The sequence below is a fragment of the Melittangium boletus DSM 14713 genome (assembly GCF_002305855.1).
In the GTDB taxonomy this organism is placed as follows: domain Bacteria; phylum Myxococcota; class Myxococcia; order Myxococcales; family Myxococcaceae; genus Cystobacter; species Cystobacter boletus.
The window spans coordinates 6,654,833-6,677,043 of the sequence record NZ_CP022163.1 but is presented as its reverse complement, the minus strand read 5'-3'; the positions used below and the strand labels follow the sequence as shown (position 1 = coordinate 6,677,043).

Below are 22,211 nucleotides of genomic sequence, written 5' to 3'. Positions count from 1 at the left end.
GCCCCTACCGATGCGACGTCTCTTCGCCTCCTCGCTGCTGCTGTTGTGCGCATCCTTGTGCGCCTCCTGCGTGAGCGGGAACAAGGTCCGCGCGGACTCCGAGGTCATCCAGGCCAGCATCGAGCGTGCCCGCCGCAGTGGCGCCATGCGCTGCGCGCCCGTGGACCTGGCCACCGCCGAAGCCAACCTCGATTTCGCCCGTGGGGAGATCGGCCAGGGCGCCAGCTACCGCGCCTCCGAGCACCTGCGCACCGCGGAAGCCGCCATCACCCGCGCGCTCGATCTCTCCAAGAACTGCGTGCCCCCCAAGGTGGTGATTGGCAGGGAGAAGCCCGAGCCGACGCCCGGCACGCCCACCCCGCCGTCCACCCCCACGGACACCACGCCCCGGCCCACCCCGCAGCAGCAGGTGGTCGTCGTCGAGGTGAAGGACACCGACGGCGATGGCATCCCCGACAAGGATGATCCCTGCCCGGACCGCGCCGAGGACTTCGACGGCTTCGAGGACACGGACGGCTGCCCGGATCCCGACAACGACAAGGACGGTGTGTTCGACGTCCACGACAAGTGCCCGCTGACGCCCGGCCCCCAGTCCAACCAGGGCTGCCCCGAGGACGAGAGCAAGGACACGGACGGCGACGGCATCCCCGATGTCTCCGACAAGTGCCCCCTGCAGCCCGAGGACATCGACGGCTTCCAGGACACGGACGGCTGCCCGGATCCCGACAACGACGAGGACGGCCTCATCGACGGCGCGGACAAGTGCCCCAACGCCGCGGGACCCATCCAGAACCTCGGCTGCCCGGATGGGGACAAGGACGGGGACGGCATCGCGGACTCGAAGGACAAGTGCCCGGACGAGCCCGAGGACAAGGACGGCTTCCAGGACGAGGACGGCTGCCCGGATCTCGACAACGACGCGGACGGCATCCCCGATGCCATCGACCGCTGCCCGCTCGTGGCCGGTCCGCTGGAGAACGGCGGCTGCGCCGACGCCGACAAGGACGGCGATGGCATCGTGGATCGCGTCGACCTGTGCCCGGATCAGCCCGGTCCCCAGGAGATGCGCGGCTGCCCGGATCCGGACAAGGACGGCGACGGCATCGTGGACCGGCTCGACATCTGCCCCAACGAGCCCGGCCCCCACGAGACGCGCGGCTGCCCCGACGTGGACACGGACAAGGACGGCATCGTGGACCGGCTCGACATCTGCCCCAACGAGCCCGGCACCCAGGAGCTGCGCGGCTGCCCGGATCCGGACCGCGATCATGACGGCATCCCGGACCGCATCGACGTGTGCCCGGATGAGCCCGGCGTGAAGGAAGAGCGCGGGTGCGCCAAGAAGTACAAGATGGTCGTCGTCAAGAAGGACAGGATCCAGATCAAGAAGCAGATCAAGTTCGCGTCCGGCTCGGCGAAGATCATCGGCAAGGAGAGCTTCACCATCCTCGACGACGTGGCCCGGGCGCTCAACGACATGCCCTTCATCAAGAAGATCCGCATCGAGGGGCACACGGACTCGGTCGGCAAGGACGTGACCAACCTGAAGCTGTCCCAGGCGCGCGCGGACGCGGTGCTCGCGGAGCTCATCAAGCGCAAGGTGGATCCAGGCCGCATGCAGGCGGTGGGCTACGGCCCCGAGAAGCCGATCGCCTCCAACCTCACGGCCAAGGGCCGCGCGGAGAACCGCCGCACCGAGTTCAACATCGTCGAGTAGTTCGCCAAGTGGCGGCCCCCACCCCTGACCCGGGGTGGGTGGCACGAGGGGGTGCTCCGGACCGGCGAGGTCCCGAGCACCCTCTTCGCTTCAGGCCTCAGCCGTCCTTGAGCAGTTCGTGAAGGACTTCGGTGGCGTAGGAGCCCTTGGGCAGCTCGAAGGAGAGCAGCAGATCCTCCCCTTCCACCTCCAGGGAGAAGCCGCCGAGCCGCACCCGGTAGGGCCTGCGCCCGCCCTGGGTCTCGTCGCCGCCGCGCCGGAAGTCGTCCAGCGTCACCCCTTCGTCCGCGAGCAACCGGGCCTCGGTCTCCGCCACGGCCTGGGCCGACGCGGTCATCTTCGGCCCGAAGAGCGGTCCGGCCGGGCTCACCTCGAAGGCGGCCACCCGCGGCCCATCCACCTCGGGGGACTCGCACACGAAGAGGCCGCCCGAGTCCTCGCGGCGCAGCACGTCGCCCGCGAGCGCCTGGTCGAAGGTGCCCGCGCGCAACCGCTCCACCAAGGCGCGGTTGAACAGGCGCGACTGGAACGCGGACAGGTACAGCTTGCGCTGGAACTTGTCGGGACGGCGCGGCAGCCGCTGCCCCAGCACCAGCAGGCGGCCGAAGTTCGCGTTGTCGCCCTCGCGTCCGAAGCGCTGGTCCCCGAAGTAGTTGGGCACGCCTCGCGCTTCCAACCGGGCGAAGGTCTCCCGGGCCGCGCCCACGTCCTTCACGCCGCGCAGGCGCAAGCGGAAGCGGTTTCCCTTGAGGTGGCCGGTGCGCAGCTTGTTGCCATGGCGCTTCGTCCACAGCACGCTCACGCCCTCGAGCGCGAAGCCGGACAGGCGCGCCTCGGCCCGGGCGGGCACGGACAGCAGTTGCCGGGTGACGGCCTGCCGGTCCTTCATCCCCGCCACGCCCACGTCGCCCTCGTCCACCTCGAGCGCGCCGGCCAGGGCCTTGACCACCTCGCGGGTGTCCCGGCCGCGCTTCTCCACCCACAGGTACAGGTGCTCGCCCTCGCCCGAGGGCAGGTAGGCGGGGAGTTCCTCCACCTCGAAGTCCTCGGGGACGAGCTTGAAGGCGCCCCCACACCCCGGCACGTCCTCCGTCAACCGGGGCCGCTGCGAATCCGGAGCCGTCACGTGCCGCCCAACACGGCGAGCATGTCCTTCACGCGCCGGGCCAGGTCCTCGTCCGCGCGCGACTCGAGCAATTCACCCGCCTGGAAGAGAAGGAAGAACATCACGTCGCTGAGGGCCTGCCGGAAGGCCGCCATGGGCTCGGAGCCCAGGGCGCCGCGGTGCTGCGCATAGGCATCGATGAGCCTTGCGTCCGACAGGCTCCCGTCCGGCGCGAAGGCGAGCCCCGCCAGCACGGGCGAGGACGACAGCGCCTGTCCCGACAGCGCGGCATTGGCCGAGGCGATGAACTCGCGCGCCAGCCCCTGCTTGGACACCTCGGTGGCGATCTCCCGGAAGATGCGGTTGAAGACGCGCACCACCTCGCCCACCTCGGGAACATGGGGAGCGTCCTGCATCGAGGTGATGGAGCGCAGGCCGGACTGGCTCGTGCGCACCGCCTGCAGACCCGTGGAGGACGGACGCACCACGGGAATGCCCATGATGCTGCGCGGGCGCACCGCGGGAAGCCCGGACAGGGACGGGGTCGCGGCCCCCTGGGGCTTGTCGGACAGGCCCACGAAGCCACCTTCCATCAGGCCGTAGATGACCTTGAGGACGTCGAACTCGGACAGGCGGCTGGCCTGCCCCAGCTCCAGCACCGTCCGGCGGCCATCCACCAGGTTGAGCACCCGGTCCTCGTCCGGCTCCAGCTTGGCGAACGTGGGCGCCTTGCGCATCACGTGCAGGCGGCTGTGGGGGATGCGCTTGCGGAAGTGCGCCAGCTCGTCGATCTTCCGGATGCTGTCCATCAGCAGGCTCTGCGTGGACAGCTGGATGTTGTGGCCGAGCTTGTCCTCCACCGGCTGATCCACGAGGAAGAAGCTGCCCTCGCGGCACAGGACGATGGCGTGGAAGATCTCGCTCACCTGGTGGGTGACGCACCGGAAGAGATCATGCGCCTGGAGGATGCCGCGCTCCACCAGCGTGCGGCCAATCTTGGAGGGCGGCTGCTCGCGCAACACCGCCTCCAGCACGGGGCGCTCCACGTAGCCCAGGCGCACGAGCACCTCGCCGAGCCGATCCGCCGCCACGTCCGACGTGGCCCCCCGCACCTCACCCTCACGCAGCACGACCGAGCGCTCACCGCCGGGGGCCTGCACCCGGAGGACGCCGCTCCAGCGCGCCTGACTGAGGAAGGCGATGAGGTCCGCCAGCGGGAAACCGGACGCATCCCCCGAGAGCACCACGCGGGGCGTGGGCACCGAACCGCCCTCCGCGGGCGAGCGCGAGAAGACGAGCAGGTCGGGCGACGTGGCCTGGAGGACGTACGAGCCCGCCCGGCCCGCCAACGCGGGGGGCGATGACGGCTGCTGCGAGGCACCGGCGCGCTCGTCGGGAACGAGGTGGGCGCCGTCGATGCGGAAGCGCTGACTCATGAATCCGTCAGTCCGCGGCCCAGGCGTTGTTGTTCGTGCGCCACTCGATCTCATCCTCGAGCGTGTGGGCGAGCACGTCCTCGGTGATGCCCACCTGGATGTCGTAGAAGCGGCCGTTGAAGAAGAGGCTGGGCGTGCCACGGATGTTGGCGGCGTTGCCGAGCGACTTGTACTTCTCCAGCTCCTGGGCGTAGGTGCCCGCCTGGAGCGCCTTCTGCAGCTCCGCGCCCTTGAGCCCGAGCTTGTTGGCCAGCTCCACGATGGAGGGGATGGACAGCTTCTGCGCGTTCTCGAAGAGCGCGTCGTGCATCTCCCAGAACTTGCCCTGATCGCGCGCCCAGAGCACCGCCTGGCCCGCGGGCACCGCGTTGGCGTGCATGGGCAGCGGGAAGGGCACGTTGCAGAAGCGCACCCGGCTGGCGTTCTTCTTGGCGAAGGACTCGAGCACCGGGCGGGCCTTGCCGCAGTAGGGGCACTCGAAGTCGGAGAACTCCACCAGCGTCACGGGCGCGTTGGCGTCGCCCTGGCACATGCGCGGATCCACGTCCAGCTTCTGCCGGGGCGCGCGGAAGGAGGCGTAGTACTCGGACAGGGAGACGATGATGTCCGTGGCCGGAACGCCCGCGGCGGCCTGCTTCGCGGCGAGCCGCGCCATGCGCTTGGCGTGTTGACACCCCGTGTGCCCCTTGAGGCACTGCCCGAGCGTGTGGGGGCAACCGCAGTAGCAGAACTCGTCGGAGAAGACGGTGGACAGCTCACGTTGGGCGGACGGCGCGAGGGCGGAGAAGTCCATGCCCGGAATGCCCGACAGGGACGCGCCCCCTTCCTTCGCGGCGGCCGGAGCGGCCGGGGTGGCGGGCGCGGCGGCCGGAGCCGGTTTCGGCGGGGCGGGCGGCGGCGAGGCCTCGGACTTCTGGGTGCAGGCGGCGGCGGTCAGCGCCAGGGTGAGCGCCAGGAGGATTCGGGAGCGGCGGGCGAGGTGCACACCGTCGGTCTTAGCCATGCGCGCGAGGCTTGTAAAGCAACCCCGGCTCTGCCAGGGAAGGAGCCCGTCCCATGCCCAGAATCCTTCTGCTGCATACCGGCGGCACGCTGGGGATGGCCGGTGGCCGTCCGTCCGTGCTGCGCCCCGCCGCCTTCTTCAAGACGCTCAAGGCCCGCTGCCCCGAGCTCTTCCAGCTCGCCGACATCGAGCTGGAGCTCTTCTCCAACCTGGACAGCTCGGAGATGCAGCCGGAGCTGTGGAGCCGGCTGGCCGCCCACCTGCACCGCCGCCTGCCCGACTTCGACGGCGCCGTGGTGACGCACGGCACCGACACGCTCGCCTACACCGCCAGCGCCCTCTCCTTCATGCTGCCCGGGCTGCCCAAGCCGGTGGTGATGACGGGCGCCCAGCGGCCCCTGGGGGAGATCCGCTCGGACGCGCGGCTCAACCTCATCGACGCGGTGCTCTCCGCCCTCCAGGGCCCTCCCGAGGTGAGCATCTGCTTCGACTCCCATCTCTACCGGGGCAACCGCACCCGCAAGGTGAAGGTGTCCGAGTACGACGCCTTCGAGAGCCCCAACTTCCCCCTCCTGGGTACGCTCGGAGTGGACGCCACCTTCGCTCCCGGTCTGCGTCAGAAGGGACCCTTCCGTCTGCGCGAGAAGCTGGAGCCCCGGGTGTTCCTCCTCAAGGTCTTCCCGGGACTGGACCCCGCCCTGCCCCTGGCACTGCTACCCCATGTGCGGGGTCTCGTCGTGGAGGCCCACGGAGCGGGTAACTTCCCCACGGATCCCAAGCTCGGCAGATCCCTCCTCCCCCTCTTCCGCGAGGCGCGCGAGCGCGATGTCCCGGTGCTGGTGGTCAGCCAGGCGTACCGCAATGGCGTGGACCTCACCCTCTATGAGGCCGGGGCGGCGGCGCTCGCCGAGGGCGCCCTGAGCGGAGGGGACATGACGCCCTCGGCGGCGCTGGTGAAGCTCATGCATGGGATCGCCTACCATCCGGACAGGGAGTCACGAGCCCGTTACATTCAGACACCGAGTGTCGGCGAGATGACCGATCGCCCCGCGAGTGTTCAGCCGCCGCCGGCCAAAAAGTCGAAGCGCGCCCGTTAGGAGCGATCATAGGGGGGTGTCCGGCCCGAGGCCTGCTTGCGGGCACCAGAGCCCGGCCCATAAGATGGGGGCACGATGTCCGACGAGAAGACCGCCGTCCATTCGATCTCGGACCTGCTGGGGACCGCCGCTCCCCAGCAGAGCGCGTACCTCATCGTCATCAGCGCGAAGGTGGCGTCCGGCATCGGCCGGATGTTCAAGCTGGACCGCTCGGAGACGGTGCTGGGCCGCAGCGCGGATGCGCAGTTCCAGGTGGAGGATGATGGCATCTCGCGCAAGCACGCGAAGGTGGTGTCGCTCGGGGATGGCCGCTTCCAGGTCGTGGACCTGGGCAGCACCAACGGCACCTTCCTCAATGGCCTGAAGGTCAGCGCCGCGCCGCTCTATGACGGCGACAAGATCCAGATCGGCTCCAACACGGTGCTCAAGTTCTCCATCCAGGATCAACTGGAGGAGGCCTACCAGCGCAGCATCTACGAGTCGGCCACGCGCGACGGACTCACGCGCCTGTACAACAAGAAGTACTTCATGGAGACGATGCGCAAGGAGTTCGCCTACTGCCTGCGCCACCGGGTGGCCCTGTCCCTGGTGATGTTCGACGTGGACCACTTCAAGAAGATCAACGACGTGTACGGGCACCCGGCGGGAGACTACGTGCTCACGCGCATCGCGCAGCGGGTGAGCGACACGGTGCGCACCGAGGATCTGTTCGCGCGCTATGGCGGCGAGGAGTTCGCCCTCATGTTGCGCGAGTCCGCCGAGGAGCAGGCGCTCTCGTGCGCCGAGCGCTGCCGCGCGGCGGTGGACCGCACGGACTTCATCTTCAGCGGCACGCCCATCAAGGTGACCATCAGCCTGGGCGTGGCCACGCTGCACGACTCGGACTACACCCAGGCCGAGGAGATCATCGGCGCGGCGGACAAGTACCTCTACCGGGCCAAGCGCGCGGGCCGCAACCGCGTGGACGGCAAGGCCATCAGCGGCCCCTAGCCCGGCTCGTCCTCGGACGGCAGTCCCGGCGTCTCGGCGAGCATTTCCACGCGATTGCCGCCCGCCGCCCGCGCCGTCTCCAGCGAGCGCTGCGCCTGACGCACGAGATCCGAGAACGACCCCTCGCCTCCCGGGGAGAGCGCCGCCAGCCCCACGGACACGGTGGGCCGCAGCACCTGCTCATCGAAGGAGAGGCTCGAGCGGGCCACGCGCTCGCACACGCGGCGTGACACGGTGTGGGCTCCGGCCAGGTCCGTGTGCGGCAGGAGCAGCAGCACGCGATCCGCCGAGTACTGCACGGGGAAGTCCGTGTCGCGCAGCGCGCGGCGGATGGCGAGCGCCAGGCCTCCGTAGAGTTGCTCCCGCAGCTCGCGGTCCGCCTGCACGGGCAGCGCATCGAAGGCCACCAGCGCGAGCGCCAGGGGCAGGCCGTAGCGCCGTGAGCGCTTCACCTCGACGAAGACGAAGTCCTTGAAGTGCGAGAAGACATAGAACTGGGTGAAGGGATCCAACAGCCCGTCCGACGCACCCCGCACCGGCTCGGGGGAGGGAGCGATCCGGGCCTTGCGCGGGGGCGTGCCCCGGCCGAGCGACCGCAACTTCACCAACTCCGGCAGGCGCACCTGGAGATCCCTCGCGGACACGGGCAGGGGCAGGACGCCATCCGCGAACCCCGCCCGGCCGGGCGTCTGCTGAGCCGCCAACACGAGCGCCTGCGGCAGTTGCTCCCGCACACCACGAGCCACCCGCGCGGGCTGCTCCACCGAGGGTCCCAGCACCACCAGCTGCGCCCGGGCCGATGCGGGCTCCCACTCCGCCGTGGCCTGAACCGTGAGACCCGCGCGCTCCAGACCGTCCGTCAGCTTGCGACGCCCGGCTGCCTTCGGCTCGACGACGATGGCTCGTGTAATCTTCATTCGCACCTCTCCTGACCTCAAAGCCTACTGACGTACCCCTCCGCCCCGCAAGGGGAGACGTCAGGGGGAGAAGCCCAGGCGTCCCAGGTTGCGCCGCGCGACATGTTGGACGTGGGCGTCGGGATCCTTCAGGGCCTGACTGAGCGCGGACGCCGCGAAGGGTCCCCCCAGCACGCCCAGGGCTTCCGCGGCGGCCACCCGGACGGCGGCCACGGAATCCTCCTTGAGGAGGCGGGCGAGCGGCTTGACGTCCTGGGTCCGGCCGAGCCGTTCCAGGGTGCGGGCGGCGGCCTCGCGCACCTCGGACGACGGGGACTCGAGCAGGGCCACCACGGTGTCCGCCTGATCCTTCTGGCGCTGCTGTCCCACCACGGAGAGGGCCGCGACCACGACCTCGGGGGCGGCGTCATCGAGCGCGGCGGCGACGGCCTCATCCCCCAGCCGGGAGCGAGGGACGGCCAGGGCCCGCACCGCGCCGGCGCGCACCGGCGCCTGGGAATCCCGCAGGAAGGGAGACAGTGTCTCGAAACGCTTCTGGCCGCCCTCGTCACAGTCGACGAGCCAGGCCACCGCGTCGCCCCGGGAGATCGCGTCCAGGCGCTCGTCACGGGCCACCGCCAGGAGGAAGTCCTCACACCCCTTGCCCCCCGAGGCGGCCTCCATCCAGACCTTCCGGCTGGCGCGGTCCGCCGAGTCCGCGCGAATCCGCTGGCCCGCGGCCTCCGCGAGCGAGAGCCCCTCGGACTCGGCGAGCCCCCGGGCCGCCAACCGGCGCACGGAGACATCCGCGTCCGTCAGGGCGCGCTCCAGCTCGCGCCGCGCGAGCGGACCATAATGACGCAGGGACTGCACGGTGCCGCGCCGCTCGGTGACGTCCACGGAGGCCAGCCCCTTCTGCAACCCCTCGAGCTGCTGGGAGTAGATGGCGAAGAGGCGGTTGATGAGGGGCTGATCCGGGGGCTGGGCCTCCAGGAGCAGCATGCGGCCCACGGAGGGGCCTCGTTTGTCCGCGACCCACAGGAGCGCGGCGGCGGCGGCGGCATCGGCCGAATCGGGGCGCTGGGCCATGGCCGTCAGAAGGACCCGGGCCGGGGTCCGCCCGAGGAAGGTGGACAGGTGCAGCAGCGCCTCGCCCCGGAGAGAAGGGTCCTCGGAGTACACCTCCAGTTCCAGCTCCTGGCGGACGGCCTCCCGGCGGTTCCAGACGCGCGCGGCGGCCTCGGGTCCCCGGGCTCCCGCATCCTTTAGATAGGGAGCGGTGGACTTGTCCGACAGGGCCGCCGCCCGCGCCGCGGTCACACAGGCGAGCACCTCGTCCTGGGCGGGGACCTCGGCCAACCAGTCCGCCAGGACCCGGGGCTCGGTCAGACCCTGCGCCTTGGCCTGGACCCGCAGCGCCCCCCAGCGCACCCGCCAATCCTGATCCTTCAGGGCCGAGCGCAACGCGGCCTGGGCGCCCGGATCGGATTTCGCCTTGGACAACTCCTCCATCCAGGCGTCCCCCCGGCCCGCGGTGATGCAGAGGGGGCAGACCCGGGCACGCAGGGCCTGCTCGCGCACGTGGCGCTGACAGGCCGTCCAGCAACCCGCCGTCCCCTGACCGCCGCTCGGGCTGGCCGTCAGGAGGAGGAGCAACAACAGGGTGGGACTCATGGGGATGCACTTTAGCGCACGCGCCCCATCCTTTTCCGAGGGCGTCCTTGCGTTTTCACGGCCGCTGCGTCATATCGGCGCCCCCTACATTCCCACGCATACGGAAGGAGGTGACTGATATGCCCGGCATTCGAGTCAAGGACGGCGAGTCCATCGAGAGCGCTCTCAAGCGCTTCAAGAAGGCCACCGAGAAGGCAGGAATCCTCTCCGAGATCCGCAAGCGCGAGCACTACGAGAAGCCTTCCGTGAAGCGGAAGAAGAAGGCTCTCGCGGCCAAGAAGCGCGCGGTGAAGAAGGCGCGCAAGACGTACTAGCCGCCGCATCGCCGGGAGCCAGGGCCGCGTCAGTCGAGCGCCCTGGCTTTCGTCTTTTCAGCACCCTCGCCTCAACCCCCTACGCCTGGAGACCTGTATGGCCACCCTCAAGGAGCGAATCGACGCCGACCTCAAGGACGCGATGCGGTCGAAGCAAGAGCTCAAGCTCAGCGTCCTGCGGATGCTCAAGAGCGCCGTCAAGTACAAGGAAGTCGAGCCCGGGGCCAGCGCCCTCGACGATGCCGGCGTCCTTCAGGTGATCGGCACCCTCATCAAGCAGCGCCGCGACTCGATCGAGCAGTTCAAGGCCGGAGGCCACGCCGACCGGGCCGAGGCGGAAGAGAAGGAAATCGCCGTCCTGCAGGCCTACCTGCCCCAGCAGTTGACCGCCGACGAGCTGCGCGCCGAGGTCCAGGCCGCCATCAGCGCCGCGGGGGCCAAGAGCGCCAAGGACATGGGCGCCGTGATGAAGCTGCTCACCCCCAAGCTGCAGGGCCGGGCCGAGGGCCGCGTCATCTCCGAGGAAGTGAAGAGCCAGCTGTCCAAGCTGTCCTGAGTCCGTTCATTCCCTGGCCTCGACGCGGTGCCGGGCGGGTCTTGAACTTGCCCGGCCACTGATCGGCCATTAAGGGTATGCCGGTCGTCTTCCGACGCGCCGACATGGCCCTCCCTCCGCACATTCCCCACCCTCGCCGGGCATTCTCGGCTCCCCCTTCTCGCGCCTCCTCGCGTGTCAGGGGTTTGCCCCATACTCGTCCATGGGGGTCGGTGTGCGGACCACGGCGGGCCGCTCCTACCGCACGCCAGGGGTGGGCCACGTGATCCCCGAGCATAAAATCCAGGAGGTCCTCGATCGGGTGGACCTGGTGAACCTCGTCTCGCGCTACGTGGAGCTCAAGAAGGCCGGGCGCGAGTTCAAGGGCCGCTGTCCCTTCCACCAGGAGAAGACGCCCTCCTTCTACGTCGTCCCGGAGAAGCGCTTCTATTTCTGCCATGGCTGCCGGGCCAGCGGCGACGCGGTGTCCTTCGTCCAGCGCTACCTGGGCAAGACCTTCATCGACGCCATCCGCGACCTCGCCCGCGAGGTGGGCGTGGACCTGGAGGCCGCGCAGGACCCCAGCGCCCGCGAGCGGCAACAGCTCAAGGAAGCCACGGACCTGGCCGCCGAGCACTTCCGCTCGCTCCTGTGGGACGAGGAGGGACGCCGCGCCCGGGAGTACCTCGCCAGCCGCGGCATCTCCGAGGACACGGCCCGCGCGTTCGGCCTGGGCTGGGCTCCCTCCGCGTGGACATCGCTCGCGGACAAGTTCACCAAGGCCGGAATGATCGAATGGGGCCTGCTCGCGGGCCTCGTCTCCCGGCGGCAGAAGGGCGAGGGCTACTACGACTTCTTCCGCGGCCGCCTCATCGTCCCCATCCGCGCACCCGAGGGCCGCCCCATCGCCTTCGGCGCCCGGCTGGTGGACGCGGGGGAAGGGCCCAAGTACCTCAACTCGCGCGAGTCCCGGCTCTACAACAAGAGCGAGACGCTCTTCGGCATGGATCAGGCGCGCGATGAGATCCGCCGCCGCAAGGCCGCCGTGCTCGTCGAGGGTTACTTCGACTGCATCGCCCTGCACCAGGAAGGGGTGAAGCACACGGTGGCGCTGTGCTCCACCGCCCTCACCCCCGGCCACCTCAAGGTGCTCGGCCGCGCCGAGGCCCGGGAACTCTTCCTCCTCCTGGACGGAGACCAGGCGGGCCTCAACGCCGTGGAGCGCCTGGCCGGTCCCCTGCTCGCCGCGGGAGCGGCCGCCAAGGTGGCGCTCCTGCCCGAGGGAGATGATCCCGACGTCTTCATCCGCCGCGAGGGCGCCGCGGGCCTGGAGCGCCTGTTGAGCGAGGCCCGGCCCCTCACCAATCACGTCTTCTCCACCGTCCTCCCCCAGGGAAAGGACGCCAGCTTCGAGGAGAAGATGGCCGCGCTGGAGCGCCTCAAGCCCGTGTCCGCGCAACTGCCGGTGGGGCTCGTGCGCTCGGCCTTCTTCTCCGCGCTGAGCGCCTGGAGTGGCCTGCCCGCGGCCGAGCTGGAGTCGTCTTTACGCGCTAAAGCGCCTCCGCCCCCCCCCCCACCCCCGCCCGTCCAGGTCAGCCAGGAGGGTTCCAGCGCCCCGGAGCGCCCCAGGGCCGGGGCCAGCCCCCCCAGGCCGCCCCCCGCCCCGCGCCGCCGGTGAAGCCCCCGGATGCCCTGGAGGCCCTGTACGTGGCCGCCATCCTCCGCGAGCCCCGGCTGATCTCCCGCGACACCTTCCGCGTCCACGACGAGCTGGCCCACTCCGGCCTGCGCATGGTGCTCGCCCACGCCACCTCCGGCCACGGCGCCGAGGACGCCCTCTTCGAGGCCCACGACACCCTCAAGCGCGCCGTGGAAGCCGCCATGCGCCAGCTCGCCTCCCAGCAGGGCTCCGCCCTGGAGCACTACTTCCTGCAGCTGTGCCGCTCCATCAAGCTGCGCCGCATCAAGCAGCAGCTCGACTACATCGGCCGGGTGACCAGCCAGACAGCCGGAGCCATGGACCTCTCGGAAGAAACCAAACAGCTCTTCGTTCAACGCATGGAGCTGCTGGCCCTGGAGAAGCGGGTGAAGGAGGAGACCCCTTCCCCGCCCCTGGGAACAAAGTCACCCATGCAACCGGTTTGAGTTCGCGTTTGTAACAATCCTCCACTTTGCGATAGATCGCCCGGTTCGCTCCAGGCCAAGGCCCCGATTTTCTAAGGAGAAGTACTCGAATGCCGACGCAGAAGCCCTCCTCGAAGGTGGCCGTCAAGCCCAAGAAGAAGGTGGCCCCGGAGATCCGCAAGAAGAAGAAGTCTCCGGAGGAGGCCTCGGCGCAGGAGGCACAGGCCGCCGACACCGCGGCTCCCGCGGTCTCCGCCAAGAAGGCCGACAAGAGCGAGAAGTCCTCCGCCACCGACAAGGCCCAGGAGACGCTCAAGAAGCGCAAGGCCGTCACCCAGGTGGATGAGGGCGACCTGGATCCGGAAGAGGCCGCCGAGGAGGCCGCCGCCGCCGTCGAGGTGGACCCCGACGCCGTCGAGGACGAGGTGGACGAGGAGCCCATCGCAGACCGCAAGGAGGTCAAGGATCTCCTGGCCGCGGGTCGCGAGAAGGGCTTCCTCACCTACGACGAGGTCAATGACGCCCTGCCCGCGGACATCGTGTCGTCGGATCAGATCGACGACGTGATGAGCATGTTCGGCGACAACGACATCGAGATCGTCGACGCCCAGAAGGCCGCCCAGAACACCGAGATCAAGCCCACCGTCGCCGTCGAGGAAGAGCGCGCCGAGGGCGAAGAGGAAGAGAAGGACGAGGACGACGAGCCGGGTGGCAAGTCCAACGATCCCGTGCGCCTGTACCTGCGCAAGATGGGCAGCGTGAGCCTGCTCACCCGCGAGGGCGAGGTGGAGATCGCCAAGCGGATCGAGGACGGCGAGAAGGAAGTGCTGCGCGCCCTGCTCTCGTGCTCCGTCGCCATGGTCGAAATCCTCGACATCGGCAACAAGCTCAAGACGGGCAAGCTGCGCGTGCGCGACGTCATCAAGGACGCGCCCGAGGAGACCCAGGCCGAGGGCGAGGCCGCCGAGGAGGCTCCCGAGGAGGGCGCCGAGGGCGAGGCCCAGCCCCAGCAGCTCGCCCAGAGCGAGCTGAACAAGATCGAGCAGATCAACAAGCAGATCGAGCGCATCCGCAAGTTCGCCAAGGACTGCGAGGTGCTCGACGCGGAGCTCTCCAGCAAGAAGAAGCACACGGACGTCAAACGCAAGGAGCTCAAGCAGGAGGTGAAGGATCTCCGGACCAAGATGATGGAGGTCCTGGAGGAGATGCGGCTCAACAAGAAGCAGGTGGACCGCATCGTCGCCAACCTCAAGGGGCTCATCGAGCGCGTGGAGAAGGCCGAGGGCGAGCTGCGCGAGCACGAGCGCCGCTACGGCATCTCCATCGAGCCCATGCGCGAGCTCTTGCGCGAGGCCAAGGAAGACCCCGAGGCGCTCAAGAAGGCGCTGCGCAAGCTCAACGTCACCAGCGAGCAGCTCGACGCGCTCGAGCGCGACGTGCGCACCGCCACGCGCAACATCAAGCGCGTGGAGGAAGAGGCCAACCTGGAAGTCAGCGAGCTGCGCCGCAACTACGAGGCCATCCGCCTGGGTGAGCGCCGCGCCGAGCGCGCCAAGACGGAGCTGGTCGAGGCCAACCTGCGCCTCGTGGTGTCCATCGCCAAGAAGTACACCAACCGCGGCCTGCAGTTCCTGGACCTCATCCAGGAGGGCAACATCGGCCTGATGAAGGCCGTGGACAAGTTCGAGTACAAGCGCGGCTACAAGTTCTCGACCTACGCCACCTGGTGGATCCGTCAGGCCATCACCCGCGCCATCGCGGATCAGGCCCGCACCATCCGCATCCCGGTGCACATGATCGAGACCATCAACAAGCTCATCCGCACCAGCCGCTACCTCGTGCAGGAGATCGGCCGCGAGCCGACGCCCGAGGAGATCGCGGAGAAGATGGAGCTGCCGCTCGACAAGGTGCGCAAGGTCCTCAAGATCGCCAAGGAGCCCATCTCCCTGGAGACGCCCATCGGCGAGGAGGAGGACAGCCACCTGGGCGACTTCATCGAGGACAAGAGCCTCGTGTCGCCGTCCGACGCGGTCATCAACATGAACCTGGCCGAGCAGACCCGCAAGGTGCTCGCCACGCTCACGCCGCGCGAGGAGAAGGTGCTGCGCATGCGCTTCGGCATCGGCGAGAAGAGCGACCACACGCTGGAAGAGGTGGGCCAGGACTTCGAGGTGACGCGCGAGCGCATCCGTCAGATCGAGGCCAAGGCGCTGCGCAAGCTGCGCCACCCGAGCCGCTCCAAGCGCCTGCGCTCCTTCGTGGAGAGCTGAGGCGTCCCGAGCTGGATGAGCTTCAAGCCCCCGCTCCCTTCCAGGGACCGGGGGCTTCTGTTTTCGTGGAGTGCCCCATGCCCCGTCCCTCCCCGCCCCCGAACTTCACCGAGGCCGTGCGCCGGGCCGTGCGCGCGATTCCGCGGGGCGAGGTGCGCTCCTATGCCCAGGTGGCCCTGTACGCGGGACGGCCGGGCGCGGCCCGGGGCGTGGGCAGGGAGCTCAAGACGCTCGAGAACGTGCCCTGGTGGCGCGTCCTGCGCTCGAACGGGACGCTCGCGCCCGCGGTGGCGGTGGAGCAGGCCCGGCGGCTGAGGGCCGAGGGCGTGAAGGTGGAGGGGGAAGGCACCCGCTGGCGGGTGAAGCGCTGAGGAACGTCCGGAGAGCGCTCCCCCTTGCGCCCGCGCGAGGCGCGCGCTAATTCCCGGAGTGACACGGAGAGTCATCCCCGTGCCGCGAGGACTCGAGGGCCCTTAGCTCAGCGGTTAGAGCTGTCGGCTCATAACCGATTGGTCCCTGGTTCGAATCCAGGAGGGCCCATTCCCCTCAACCTCGCGGAATGGCTCAGGACTCTTGTTGGGTGACGAGCCCGGGACACCCGCCCCGGACGAGTTCCGCACCACCGGCGCACCACGCCGCGCGCTCGAGGCCAGCGAGAACACCTGGGACACCGGCTCCTCCACCGGCTGGAATCGCAGCTGCTCTACGTCCTGCGAGTGCATCGAGCCAACCGGGCGCGAAACCTGGGCCTGATCCGTTTTTATCAATCCACCTCAGACACCATCCGGTACCCGCGAGTGGAAGAGCGTCACGTGCAAGCCGCTGGACACGGCGGTCTGCGGCTCAGTTGAGCTTGGAGCAGCGGCCTTGCACACCATCGACGAGTTCGCCCGTTCGCAGATTGAGCCCGGTGAGCATGAATCCCTGATTGCACCTGTCGAAGAAAAAACCGCCTCCGGTTCCTCCAACGGCAGCAGGATACGATTCCGCACTGAAAGTATTGAGCCAGCCCATGGGGGTCGCACAGGCGATCCCCAGCCGATCCACGTACCACCCGTTTGCGCCATAGACTTGTACGATCGCTTGTCCCAGTGGGCAGTCCATCCGGAAGTCCGCGCCGCCAGCGCCACCCTGCCAAGCGGTGGTGTGCCAATCGGAGCCGATGCCGCCATCCGGCAACAGTTTGTGGCAGGTAAGGACAATCCTGTCGATGTGCTGCCCAGCGCGGCCCTTGATGCTCACCGCCACGTACCCGGGATCGCAGTAAGCGGTGTTGAAGCTGCCCCCACTGCCTCCATGGTATTCCATGAACTGATTGTCGTTCCCGTCCACGACGAGTCCGTTGCTCGTCTGGGCAAGGTTCTCGGTCGACGGTTCGGCCATGTCCGCTTGCGACTGGCTCAGGTCCTCGCCGCCGCAGGCGGACAGCATAGACAGACCCACAATCACCACAGTCGGCCAGGAGTTCATCTTCAAGGGCTTTCTCCAATTTCATGCGCTTCGCCGTGGCGTTCATCGCCCCAGCGCGGAGAAAGTTGTCCGAAATGCCGCACGCAAGCCGTGATCCGCTTCACTCGTATCGAGTGAACACCGTCACAGGGCCGATCGGAAAGCGCTCCTGACGCACCCGCGATGACCCCGCCTGACAGCACGGCGGCCTCGAGCCCCTTGGCTAGCGTTCACCCGCGACGCCCGGCAGCGAGGAGAATCCCGCGCGCAATGCCAGCGAGTCCCCATGGTAGACGCCTGTCCAGAGTTTCCGCGTCTTCACGAGATCGTAGAGGACGAGGCCGTCCCAGGTCGCGGCCAGCTGGGCTTGCCCCGGTTACATGGCTCTCCCGCACATTGTGTGCTCGCTAGTCCTTTCGTGCGGGCCCCCCTCGCACTGCGGAGATGCCACTCGCGACCAACATTCGAGTCGTGACCCCATGAACAACGTGCACTGGCCGCGCGCGAAAAACGAGACCCTCCGGCTCGCATCCGGTGACTTCGTTTTTGAACGAGATGACGTGTCTCTCACAGGAGCCGCCTCCGCGAGCGAACTGAACAAGTTCTTCGAGCGCTGGATGCCGGGGTGTTGCAGAACCACTTCCACCGTTTCAGCGCCATCCCCGGCGAGGAATGCATCCGGCCCCAAGGATACTGTGTCTTGACTTGGGCTGGCGCGGGGGACCGGGCGCGTCCGAGAAAAGGTGGCCTCGAGGATTTGCTCAAGAATTGGTTGAGCCGCGCATCGAAATCCACGACGCGCGCCGGCAGCTCATCCACCCTCGCCATCAGCTTGGCAAAGCTGAGCAACTGCGTCATTTCTCACTCTCTCAAAACGACACAGCACGGAAAAACACGATCAACATTTGACCTGAAAACAAGAGCGTGACATACACCCCGCGCTGTTCGCTGGGTTCCATACGTGTCTTGCATTTCAAGCCTTCACTGAGGTGTTGCGTATGAAGAAACTGCTTAGAGCGATTCACTCCTCCGCGACCGTCTTCTCCGCCACTTCGGCCGTCCTCCTCGCCACGGCCAGCATGGCGGAGGGAAGCAATAACGCCCCCACCCGCGCGGGATGCGCACCTCTGTGCGGGGGCGGAGTCTGCTCGCCCGTCCTGATCGCGGATTTCTGGCCCACGGAGTCCATCGCATTGACTGACAATGACGTGTACTTCGCTGGCGGCGCCTACCCGTATATCGCGAACGGCTTCGTGGGCCGGGTCCCCAAGTCAGGCGGCTCCGCCTCACGCTTCCTCACGAATCTCGCGACCATCCCGGCCGTCGAAGAGGCCGGCGGGGAGATCTATGTCCTGGGCGCCGCGAATCCCCTGCCGGGCCGGGTGAACCGCCTGAACGCCAACGGCTCCTTCACGGCCATTCCGACCTCGCCCTCGACCCAGAAGCCGAGATTCCTCACGGGGGACGCCACCCACCTCTACTGGGTCGACAACGACAATGGGCACTTCTACACGGTGCCCCGCGCGGGGGGCTCGCCCACCGTGGTCGCGCAGAGCGGCCTCCCGAGCAAGCCGCTTCAGGCCCTCGTGGACGGGGACAGCCTCTACTGGGTGAACCGGCCAGCGAATGGCAAGGGATGGAACCTCTGGAAGGCGCCGAAGAATGGTGGAGCCGCCCCCACCCTGCTTCTCTTCCTCCAGGCGGGCAAGTTCCACAAGTTCGCCATGGACGCGGACACCCTCTACTTCCTCGACTACTACACCGGTCTCAACAAGATCTCCAAGAGCGGCGGCGCCGTGACGAACATCGCCTATGCGGACAGTCCGGGAAATATCCTGGCCGTCGATGGCGAGCGGCTCTACTGGATCAAGGACGAAGTCCTCACCGCCACCTGCAAGGATGGGAGCGGCGATCAGGTCCTGACCACGGAGACCTACTCCACGAGCGATATCGCCGTGGATGACACGGGCATCTACTGGGCTCAGTTCTACAAGGTCTTCAAGCTCACGAAGTAGCCCGGCACGGGACGCGGCCAAGGCAGTCGGCGACCTCCCGTGTCGCCGGCTCACGAGGTCAAGGGGACGGCGTCTCGGGCAGGGGGGCTCGGCGAGGGGGGACGACGATGCGGTAGGATGTTCCGCATGATGACAAGACGGATATGGCTCGTGGTGATCGCGGCTTTATTCGCGTGGCCAACGGCTGCCCATGCCTGCAGTTGCGCGAAGGAGTCCACGAATCTCCCCACCGCACTGAGAACGGCGCGCTCCGGAGCGACCGCCATCTACCGAGCGCGTCTCATATCCGTGGACTCACGCGCATTCGGAGGCCTGGCGTCCGCGGAAGTCCTGGAGGTCTTCAAGGGCCAGCTCAAGCCAGGAGATAGACTCGAGTTGCCCTCCGGGGGAGGAGGCGACTGCACCATCGCATTCGAGGCCGGGAGGGAATACCTCATGTACGCCCACCGTGAAAATCCGGCCGAGGTCTATTTCTGTTCACGCACACGGTTGGTGACCGAGGGAGACTCCGAACTCGTCTGGCTCCGCACGGGGAAGCTTCCGCCCGTGCCCGTGGCACTCCAACGCGAGTCCGTGTCGTGTGAGCCTTGTGATCACTTCAGCATCGGGGGCCGCCTGATTGCCGCCCCTGGAGCAGCACCGGGCCTGTGGGAATGGCAGCCTCAAGCAGCAGCGGCGATGAAAGCTGGCAAACCGTTCTACACACGCTCGGACCCCGCATCGACCCCGACGAGTTTCGTGATGGTGGGCAGATCGTGGGACGGTAAGCCCTTCGAGCTGACTCAGACGCCGCACCACTCCGTCGATGCCGCGTGCATGCAAAAGGTTCAGCTTCGCTGGTGCAAGAGCCTGGACGTGTCGACTCCGGCCCCGAACATGTACCCTCGCTTCCAATGTGTCGAACCGGGTGAGGCGTTACCGCAGTGCGACGAGTCCAAGAGCCGCAAGGCCGCATGGATGCCACTGGAGGTGCTCTCACCGGAGCAGTGCGACTGGCACTCGCCTGACGAACCCACGTGCTACCTGAGTGCCACCGCGCGGCCTTTTGGGCAGAGAGCGCCCCCATCGGCGATCCTGTTGTGCCATCCCGGACCTGATGGTGGCCGCAGGTACTCCTGCCGCGTCGCGCGGACGCCCATGCCCACGTCCCCAAATCCGTGAGCCCCGCGCCATGACGGAGCGGGGCTCGCCCGAAGAGTGCTTCACCGTGCCACGCGGAGCGCGCTATGCCTTGGCCGGCGCGCCACTCTTCTCGTCGCGCCCGTGCGCGGAGGCCGGCGGGCTCGTGGCCTCCACCGCCGTGAAGGTCTCCAGGATCTTGTACGTGTGGCTGGCGCCTCGGGGCACGAGCCAGGAATCCCCGGGGTTGAGCACCAGCACCTGCCCCTCCAGGTGGAGTTCCGCGCGGCCCTTGATGACGTAGCCCACCGTCTCGTAGTCGCGAGTGGAGGCGGGCTTGGCCTCGCCCGGCTGCTCGTTCTCCCACAGGCGCATGGCCACCCGCACGCCCCCGGCCAGGTACTTCTGCCCCATCTGCCCCGTGGGCGAGTGATGGGAGTCGACCTTCTTCACACTCGTGTCACCCATTGCCGTCCCCTTCGCTGGCGGTTGACTTCTCCGCACAAGGTAGGGCGTGAGGGGCGAGGCGAAGCCCGCAAATGCCACGCCCGCTCCCCCCTCGAAGGGAAGAGCGGGCGCGAGGAACACCGGCCCCTGGGGCTGGCATTCATGGAATCACGCGGCGCGGACGTTCTGCGCCTGCAGGCCCTTGGGGCCACGCGTCACTTCGAACTCCACCTTCTGGCCTTCCTGGAGGGAGCGAAAGCCATCCATGTTGATGGCGGTGTGGTGGCAGAAGACATCGTCTCCCCCACCGTCCGGCGCGATGAAGCCGAACCCCTTCGCGTCGTTGAACCACTTCACGGTACCTGTTGCCATGGACTTCCCTGCTTTCCACTGACTGCGTCTACGAACCACACGACCACCACCTCATCCCAGGGTGGCGTAGGAGATGTAACGCACTCGTCCCACTCCTCATTCCGCGAGGGCCCTTCACACTTCTTCACCCCCACCCGGCGCGCGCTTCACATCCCCCGCGTACCTTCCGTTCACAACCGATGGAGGCCCGGCCCTCGACGGCTTGGCTCCTCACGGAAGGAGCAGTCCCATGTTTGGATTCGTCTTTGGAACCGCCTGCCTGGCGGGTCTCTTCTACAACCTGCGCCGGGGCCGCTGGCACTCTCGCCACGGCGGTCCGGGCCGCTGGAGCTGGCGCGGCCGGATGCGCTGGCTCTTCGAGCGCCTGGACACCTCGCCCGGCCAGGAAAAGGTCCTCGTCCAGGCCGCGGATGAGCTGACCGAGGCCGTGGAGAAGATGCGCGACGAGCTGAGCGCCACGCGCGCCGCCATCGCCCGCTCGTTGCGCGGCGAGGCGTTCGACGCGGCCGCCCTGCGCGAGCTGGACGCGAAGCATGACGAGCTCATCGACAACCTGCGCAAGGCCTTGCGGGGCTCGACGGCGAAGATCCACGAAGCGTTGGATCCCAAGCAGCGCCGGGAGCTGGCGGATCTGATCGAGCACGGCTGGAGCCATGGCCACCGCCGTCATGGCCACGGCGGCCGGTGCGGAGGCTGGCGGAGCGCTCGGGCCTGCTGAATCCCATCTCCCCAGACACCGAAAGGACAGCCTCCATGCGCCGCCGTCTCCTCTCCTTCATCCTCGCCGTGGGCGCCGTCGCCGGGTACGCCTCCGGCTTCGCCCACCTCTCCCGCTCGCACCACGAGGGCCACCGCTGGGAGTGCCACCGCGGCGCCCATTCGCCCTCCCCGTCTGGAGCGCCAGCCGCCCCCGGCCCGGGCTAGAGTCGCTTCCCGTCCATGTCCACCCGCGTCCTGCTCATCGACGATGACTCCCGGATGTACGAGCTGCTCGCGCAGTACCTCGGGCAGCACGGCATCCACGTCACCCATGCACCCGATGGCGGACGGGGCCTGGCCGCGCTGGAGGCGAGCGCCTATGACGCCGTGCTCCTGGACGTGATGATGCCGGGCATGGACGGGCTCGAGGTGTGCCGCCGCATCCGCGCCAAGAGCGTCGTCCCCATCCTCATGCTCACCGCGCGCGGGGACGAGACGGACCGAGTGGTGGGACTCGAACTGGGCGCGGATGACTACCTCGCCAAGCCCTTCGGTCCCCGGGAACTGCTCGCGCGCCTGCGCGCCGTGCTGCGGCGCGTCCAGCCCACCGCCATGGCCGAGAAGCTGGAAGCCCATGGCGTGTCGCTCGATGTGCCCGCCCGCGAGGCGCGCGTGAACGGCCGGCGCGTGGAACTCACGGGGCTCGAGTTCGATCTGCTGGTGGCACTCGTGCGGCGGGCCGGCCGCGTCATCCCCCGCGACGCGCTGCTCGGCGAAGCGGGCCGGGGCGACACCGTGGTGGGCGAGCGCACCGTGGACGTGCACATCTCCCACCTGCGGCAGAAGCTGGGCGAGGAGGGCGGACGCCTCATCAAGACCGTCCGGGGCCTGGGCTACGTCTTCGCCCGGGAGGGGCCTTGAGACAGCACCACCGGGGAGGACACCACCG

The 22,211-nt window shown here is 68.4% G+C and carries 21 protein-coding genes and 1 tRNA gene; 14 read left to right on the top strand and 8 right to left on the bottom strand.

Annotated elements, in window-relative coordinates:
* The first annotated feature begins 10 nt into the window (after positions 1 to 10).
* Positions 11 to 1,717 (top strand): OmpA family protein, encoded by a 1,707-nt coding sequence (locus tag MEBOL_RS27905; protein ID WP_095980303.1) that lies wholly within the window; start codon positions 11 to 13, stop codon positions 1,715 to 1,717.
* Positions 1,718 to 1,814: 97 nt separating this feature from the next.
* On the opposite strand, the gene truD is transcribed toward MEBOL_RS27905, so the two are convergent.
* From truD to MEBOL_RS27890, 3 genes are read right to left on the bottom strand one after another with little or no spacing between them, the layout of a single operon-like run.
* Positions 1,815 to 2,843: a tRNA pseudouridine(13) synthase TruD gene (gene truD, locus MEBOL_RS27900; RefSeq protein ID WP_095980302.1), complete on the bottom strand. Its 1,029-nt coding sequence runs from the start codon at positions 2,841 to 2,843 to the stop codon at positions 1,815 to 1,817.
* Positions 2,840 to 4,258 (bottom strand): DUF4388 domain-containing protein, encoded by a 1,419-nt coding sequence (locus tag MEBOL_RS27895; protein ID WP_095980301.1) that lies wholly within the window; start codon positions 4,256 to 4,258, stop codon positions 2,840 to 2,842. Before MEBOL_RS27895 ends, truD begins: the two co-directional genes overlap by 4 nt.
* A gap of 7 nt (positions 4,259 to 4,265) precedes the next feature.
* Positions 4,266 to 5,261, bottom strand: a complete 996-nt coding sequence (locus MEBOL_RS27890; protein WP_095980300.1) for a DsbA family protein — start codon at positions 5,259 to 5,261, stop codon at positions 4,266 to 4,268.
* Between the two features lie 53 nt (positions 5,262 to 5,314).
* On the opposite strand from MEBOL_RS27890, the gene MEBOL_RS27885 reads away from it, so the two are divergent.
* Complete coding sequence (locus MEBOL_RS27885; RefSeq protein ID WP_095980299.1) at positions 5,315 to 6,358, top strand: asparaginase; 1,044 nt, start codon at positions 5,315 to 5,317, stop codon at positions 6,356 to 6,358.
* A gap of 75 nt (positions 6,359 to 6,433) precedes the next feature.
* A complete protein-coding gene (locus MEBOL_RS27880) occupies positions 6,434 to 7,348 on the top strand; it encodes a GGDEF domain-containing protein (RefSeq protein ID WP_095980298.1) in 915 nt (304 codons plus the stop codon).
* Here the strand turns inward: MEBOL_RS27880 and MEBOL_RS27875 are convergent.
* Complete coding sequence (locus tag MEBOL_RS27875; RefSeq protein ID WP_095980297.1) at positions 7,345 to 8,265, bottom strand: diguanylate cyclase; 921 nt, start codon at positions 8,263 to 8,265, stop codon at positions 7,345 to 7,347. The two genes, MEBOL_RS27880 and MEBOL_RS27875, sit on opposite strands and share 4 nt — an antisense overlap.
* Positions 8,266 to 8,325: 60 nt before the next feature.
* Positions 8,326 to 9,918 (bottom strand): HEAT repeat domain-containing protein, encoded by a 1,593-nt coding sequence (locus MEBOL_RS27870; protein ID WP_095980296.1) that lies wholly within the window; start codon positions 9,916 to 9,918, stop codon positions 8,326 to 8,328.
* Between the two features lie 119 nt (positions 9,919 to 10,037).
* Here MEBOL_RS27870 and rpsU point away from each other — a divergent pair, with 119 nt between their 5' ends.
* The 7 genes from rpsU (at position 10,038) to MEBOL_RS27840 (ending at position 15,701) form a co-directional block, all read left to right on the top strand.
* Entirely contained in the window at positions 10,038 to 10,232 is a 195-nt protein-coding gene (rpsU, locus tag MEBOL_RS27865) for a 30S ribosomal protein S21 (RefSeq protein WP_002621505.1), read from the top strand.
* A 97-nt stretch (positions 10,233 to 10,329) separates the two neighbouring features.
* Entirely contained in the window at positions 10,330 to 10,788 is a 459-nt protein-coding gene (locus MEBOL_RS27860) for a GatB/YqeY domain-containing protein (RefSeq protein ID WP_095980295.1), read from the top strand.
* A 214-nt stretch (positions 10,789 to 11,002) separates the two neighbouring features.
* Complete coding sequence (gene dnaG, locus MEBOL_RS27855; protein ID WP_245918906.1) at positions 11,003 to 12,445, top strand: DNA primase; 1,443 nt, start codon at positions 11,003 to 11,005, stop codon at positions 12,443 to 12,445.
* The gene (locus MEBOL_RS43200) at positions 12,442 to 12,912 is read left to right on the top strand and encodes a hypothetical protein (protein WP_245918904.1); all 471 of its coding nucleotides are present in this window, start codon (positions 12,442 to 12,444) and stop codon (positions 12,910 to 12,912) included. Before dnaG ends, MEBOL_RS43200 begins: the two co-directional genes overlap by 4 nt.
* Positions 12,913 to 13,001: 89 nt before the next feature.
* Entirely contained in the window at positions 13,002 to 15,161 is a 2,160-nt protein-coding gene (gene rpoD, locus MEBOL_RS27850) for an RNA polymerase sigma factor RpoD (protein ID WP_095980294.1), read from the top strand.
* 77 nt (positions 15,162 to 15,238) lie between these two features.
* A complete protein-coding gene (locus tag MEBOL_RS27845) occupies positions 15,239 to 15,532 on the top strand; it encodes an MGMT family protein (protein ID WP_095980293.1) in 294 nt (97 codons plus the stop codon).
* A gap of 96 nt (positions 15,533 to 15,628) precedes the next feature.
* Positions 15,629 to 15,701, top strand: a tRNA-Ile gene (locus MEBOL_RS27840).
* Positions 15,702 to 16,004: 303 nt separating this feature from the next.
* Here the strand turns inward: MEBOL_RS27840 and MEBOL_RS27835 are convergent.
* Entirely contained in the window at positions 16,005 to 16,637 is a 633-nt protein-coding gene (locus MEBOL_RS27835; RefSeq protein ID WP_095980292.1) for a jacalin family lectin, read from the bottom strand.
* 1,166 nt (positions 16,638 to 17,803) lie between these two features.
* Here MEBOL_RS27835 and MEBOL_RS27830 point away from each other — a divergent pair.
* The gene (locus MEBOL_RS27830; RefSeq protein ID WP_157775541.1) at positions 17,804 to 18,625 is read left to right on the top strand and encodes a TolB-like translocation protein; all 822 of its coding nucleotides are present in this window, start codon (positions 17,804 to 17,806) and stop codon (positions 18,623 to 18,625) included.
* A 1,224-nt stretch (positions 18,626 to 19,849) separates the two neighbouring features.
* On the opposite strand, the gene MEBOL_RS27825 is transcribed toward MEBOL_RS27830, so the two are convergent.
* Together MEBOL_RS27825 and MEBOL_RS27820 are read right to left on the bottom strand one after the other, a co-directional pair.
* Complete coding sequence (locus tag MEBOL_RS27825) at positions 19,850 to 20,212, bottom strand: cupin domain-containing protein (RefSeq protein ID WP_095980290.1); 363 nt, start codon at positions 20,210 to 20,212, stop codon at positions 19,850 to 19,852.
* Positions 20,213 to 20,359: 147 nt separating this feature from the next.
* Entirely contained in the window at positions 20,360 to 20,563 is a 204-nt protein-coding gene (locus MEBOL_RS27820) for a cold-shock protein (protein WP_095980289.1), read from the bottom strand.
* A 229-nt stretch (positions 20,564 to 20,792) separates the two neighbouring features.
* Here MEBOL_RS27820 and MEBOL_RS27815 point away from each other — a divergent pair, with 229 nt between their 5' ends.
* Genes MEBOL_RS27815 through MEBOL_RS27810 form a run of 3 tightly spaced genes read left to right on the top strand, consistent with a single transcriptional unit; the run spans position 20,793 to position 22,183 of the window.
* Entirely contained in the window at positions 20,793 to 21,281 is a 489-nt protein-coding gene (locus MEBOL_RS27815; RefSeq protein WP_095980288.1) for a Spy/CpxP family protein refolding chaperone, read from the top strand.
* Between the two features lie 35 nt (positions 21,282 to 21,316).
* Positions 21,317 to 21,487 carry a hypothetical protein gene (locus MEBOL_RS41405; protein ID WP_157775538.1) on the top strand — a complete coding sequence of 57 codons (171 nt, stop codon included), beginning with the start codon at positions 21,317 to 21,319 and terminating at the stop codon, positions 21,485 to 21,487.
* Positions 21,488 to 21,502: 15 nt separating this feature from the next.
* Positions 21,503 to 22,183, top strand: coding sequence for a response regulator transcription factor (locus MEBOL_RS27810; RefSeq protein WP_095980287.1), 681 nt, complete (start codon positions 21,503 to 21,505; stop codon positions 22,181 to 22,183).
* Positions 22,184 to 22,211 lie beyond the last annotated feature (28 nt).

Bases quoted from the DNA above. Each gene is read 5' to 3' on its own strand.
- MEBOL_RS27905 (WP_095980303.1), top strand. From the start codon at position 11: ATGCGACGTCTCTTCGCCTCCTCGCTGCTGCTGTTGTGCGCATCCTTG.
- MEBOL_RS27895 (WP_095980301.1), bottom strand. From the start codon at position 4,258: ATGAGTCAGCGCTTCCGCATCGACGGCGCCCACCTCGTTCCCGACGAG.
- MEBOL_RS27890 (WP_095980300.1), bottom strand. From the start codon at position 5,261: ATGGCTAAGACCGACGGTGTGCACCTCGCCCGCCGCTCCCGAATCCTC.
- MEBOL_RS27885 (WP_095980299.1), top strand. From the start codon at position 5,315: ATGCCCAGAATCCTTCTGCTGCATACCGGCGGCACGCTGGGGATGGCC.
- MEBOL_RS27880 (WP_095980298.1), top strand. From the start codon at position 6,434: ATGTCCGACGAGAAGACCGCCGTCCATTCGATCTCGGACCTGCTGGGG.
- MEBOL_RS27875 (WP_095980297.1), bottom strand. From the start codon at position 8,265: ATGAAGATTACACGAGCCATCGTCGTCGAGCCGAAGGCAGCCGGGCGT.
- MEBOL_RS27870 (WP_095980296.1), bottom strand. From the start codon at position 9,918: ATGAGTCCCACCCTGTTGTTGCTCCTCCTCCTGACGGCCAGCCCGAGC.
- rpsU (WP_002621505.1), top strand. From the start codon at position 10,038: ATGCCCGGCATTCGAGTCAAGGACGGCGAGTCCATCGAGAGCGCTCTC.
- MEBOL_RS27860 (WP_095980295.1), top strand. From the start codon at position 10,330: ATGGCCACCCTCAAGGAGCGAATCGACGCCGACCTCAAGGACGCGATG.
- rpoD (WP_095980294.1), top strand. From the start codon at position 13,002: ATGCCGACGCAGAAGCCCTCCTCGAAGGTGGCCGTCAAGCCCAAGAAG.
- MEBOL_RS27845 (WP_095980293.1), top strand. From the start codon at position 15,239: ATGCCCCGTCCCTCCCCGCCCCCGAACTTCACCGAGGCCGTGCGCCGG.
- MEBOL_RS27825 (WP_095980290.1), bottom strand. From the start codon at position 20,212: ATGGGTGACACGAGTGTGAAGAAGGTCGACTCCCATCACTCGCCCACG.
- MEBOL_RS27820 (WP_095980289.1), bottom strand. From the start codon at position 20,563: ATGGCAACAGGTACCGTGAAGTGGTTCAACGACGCGAAGGGGTTCGGC.
- MEBOL_RS27815 (WP_095980288.1), top strand. From the start codon at position 20,793: ATGTTTGGATTCGTCTTTGGAACCGCCTGCCTGGCGGGTCTCTTCTAC.
- MEBOL_RS41405 (WP_157775538.1), top strand. From the start codon at position 21,317: ATGCGCCGCCGTCTCCTCTCCTTCATCCTCGCCGTGGGCGCCGTCGCC.
- MEBOL_RS27810 (WP_095980287.1), top strand. From the start codon at position 21,503: ATGTCCACCCGCGTCCTGCTCATCGACGATGACTCCCGGATGTACGAG.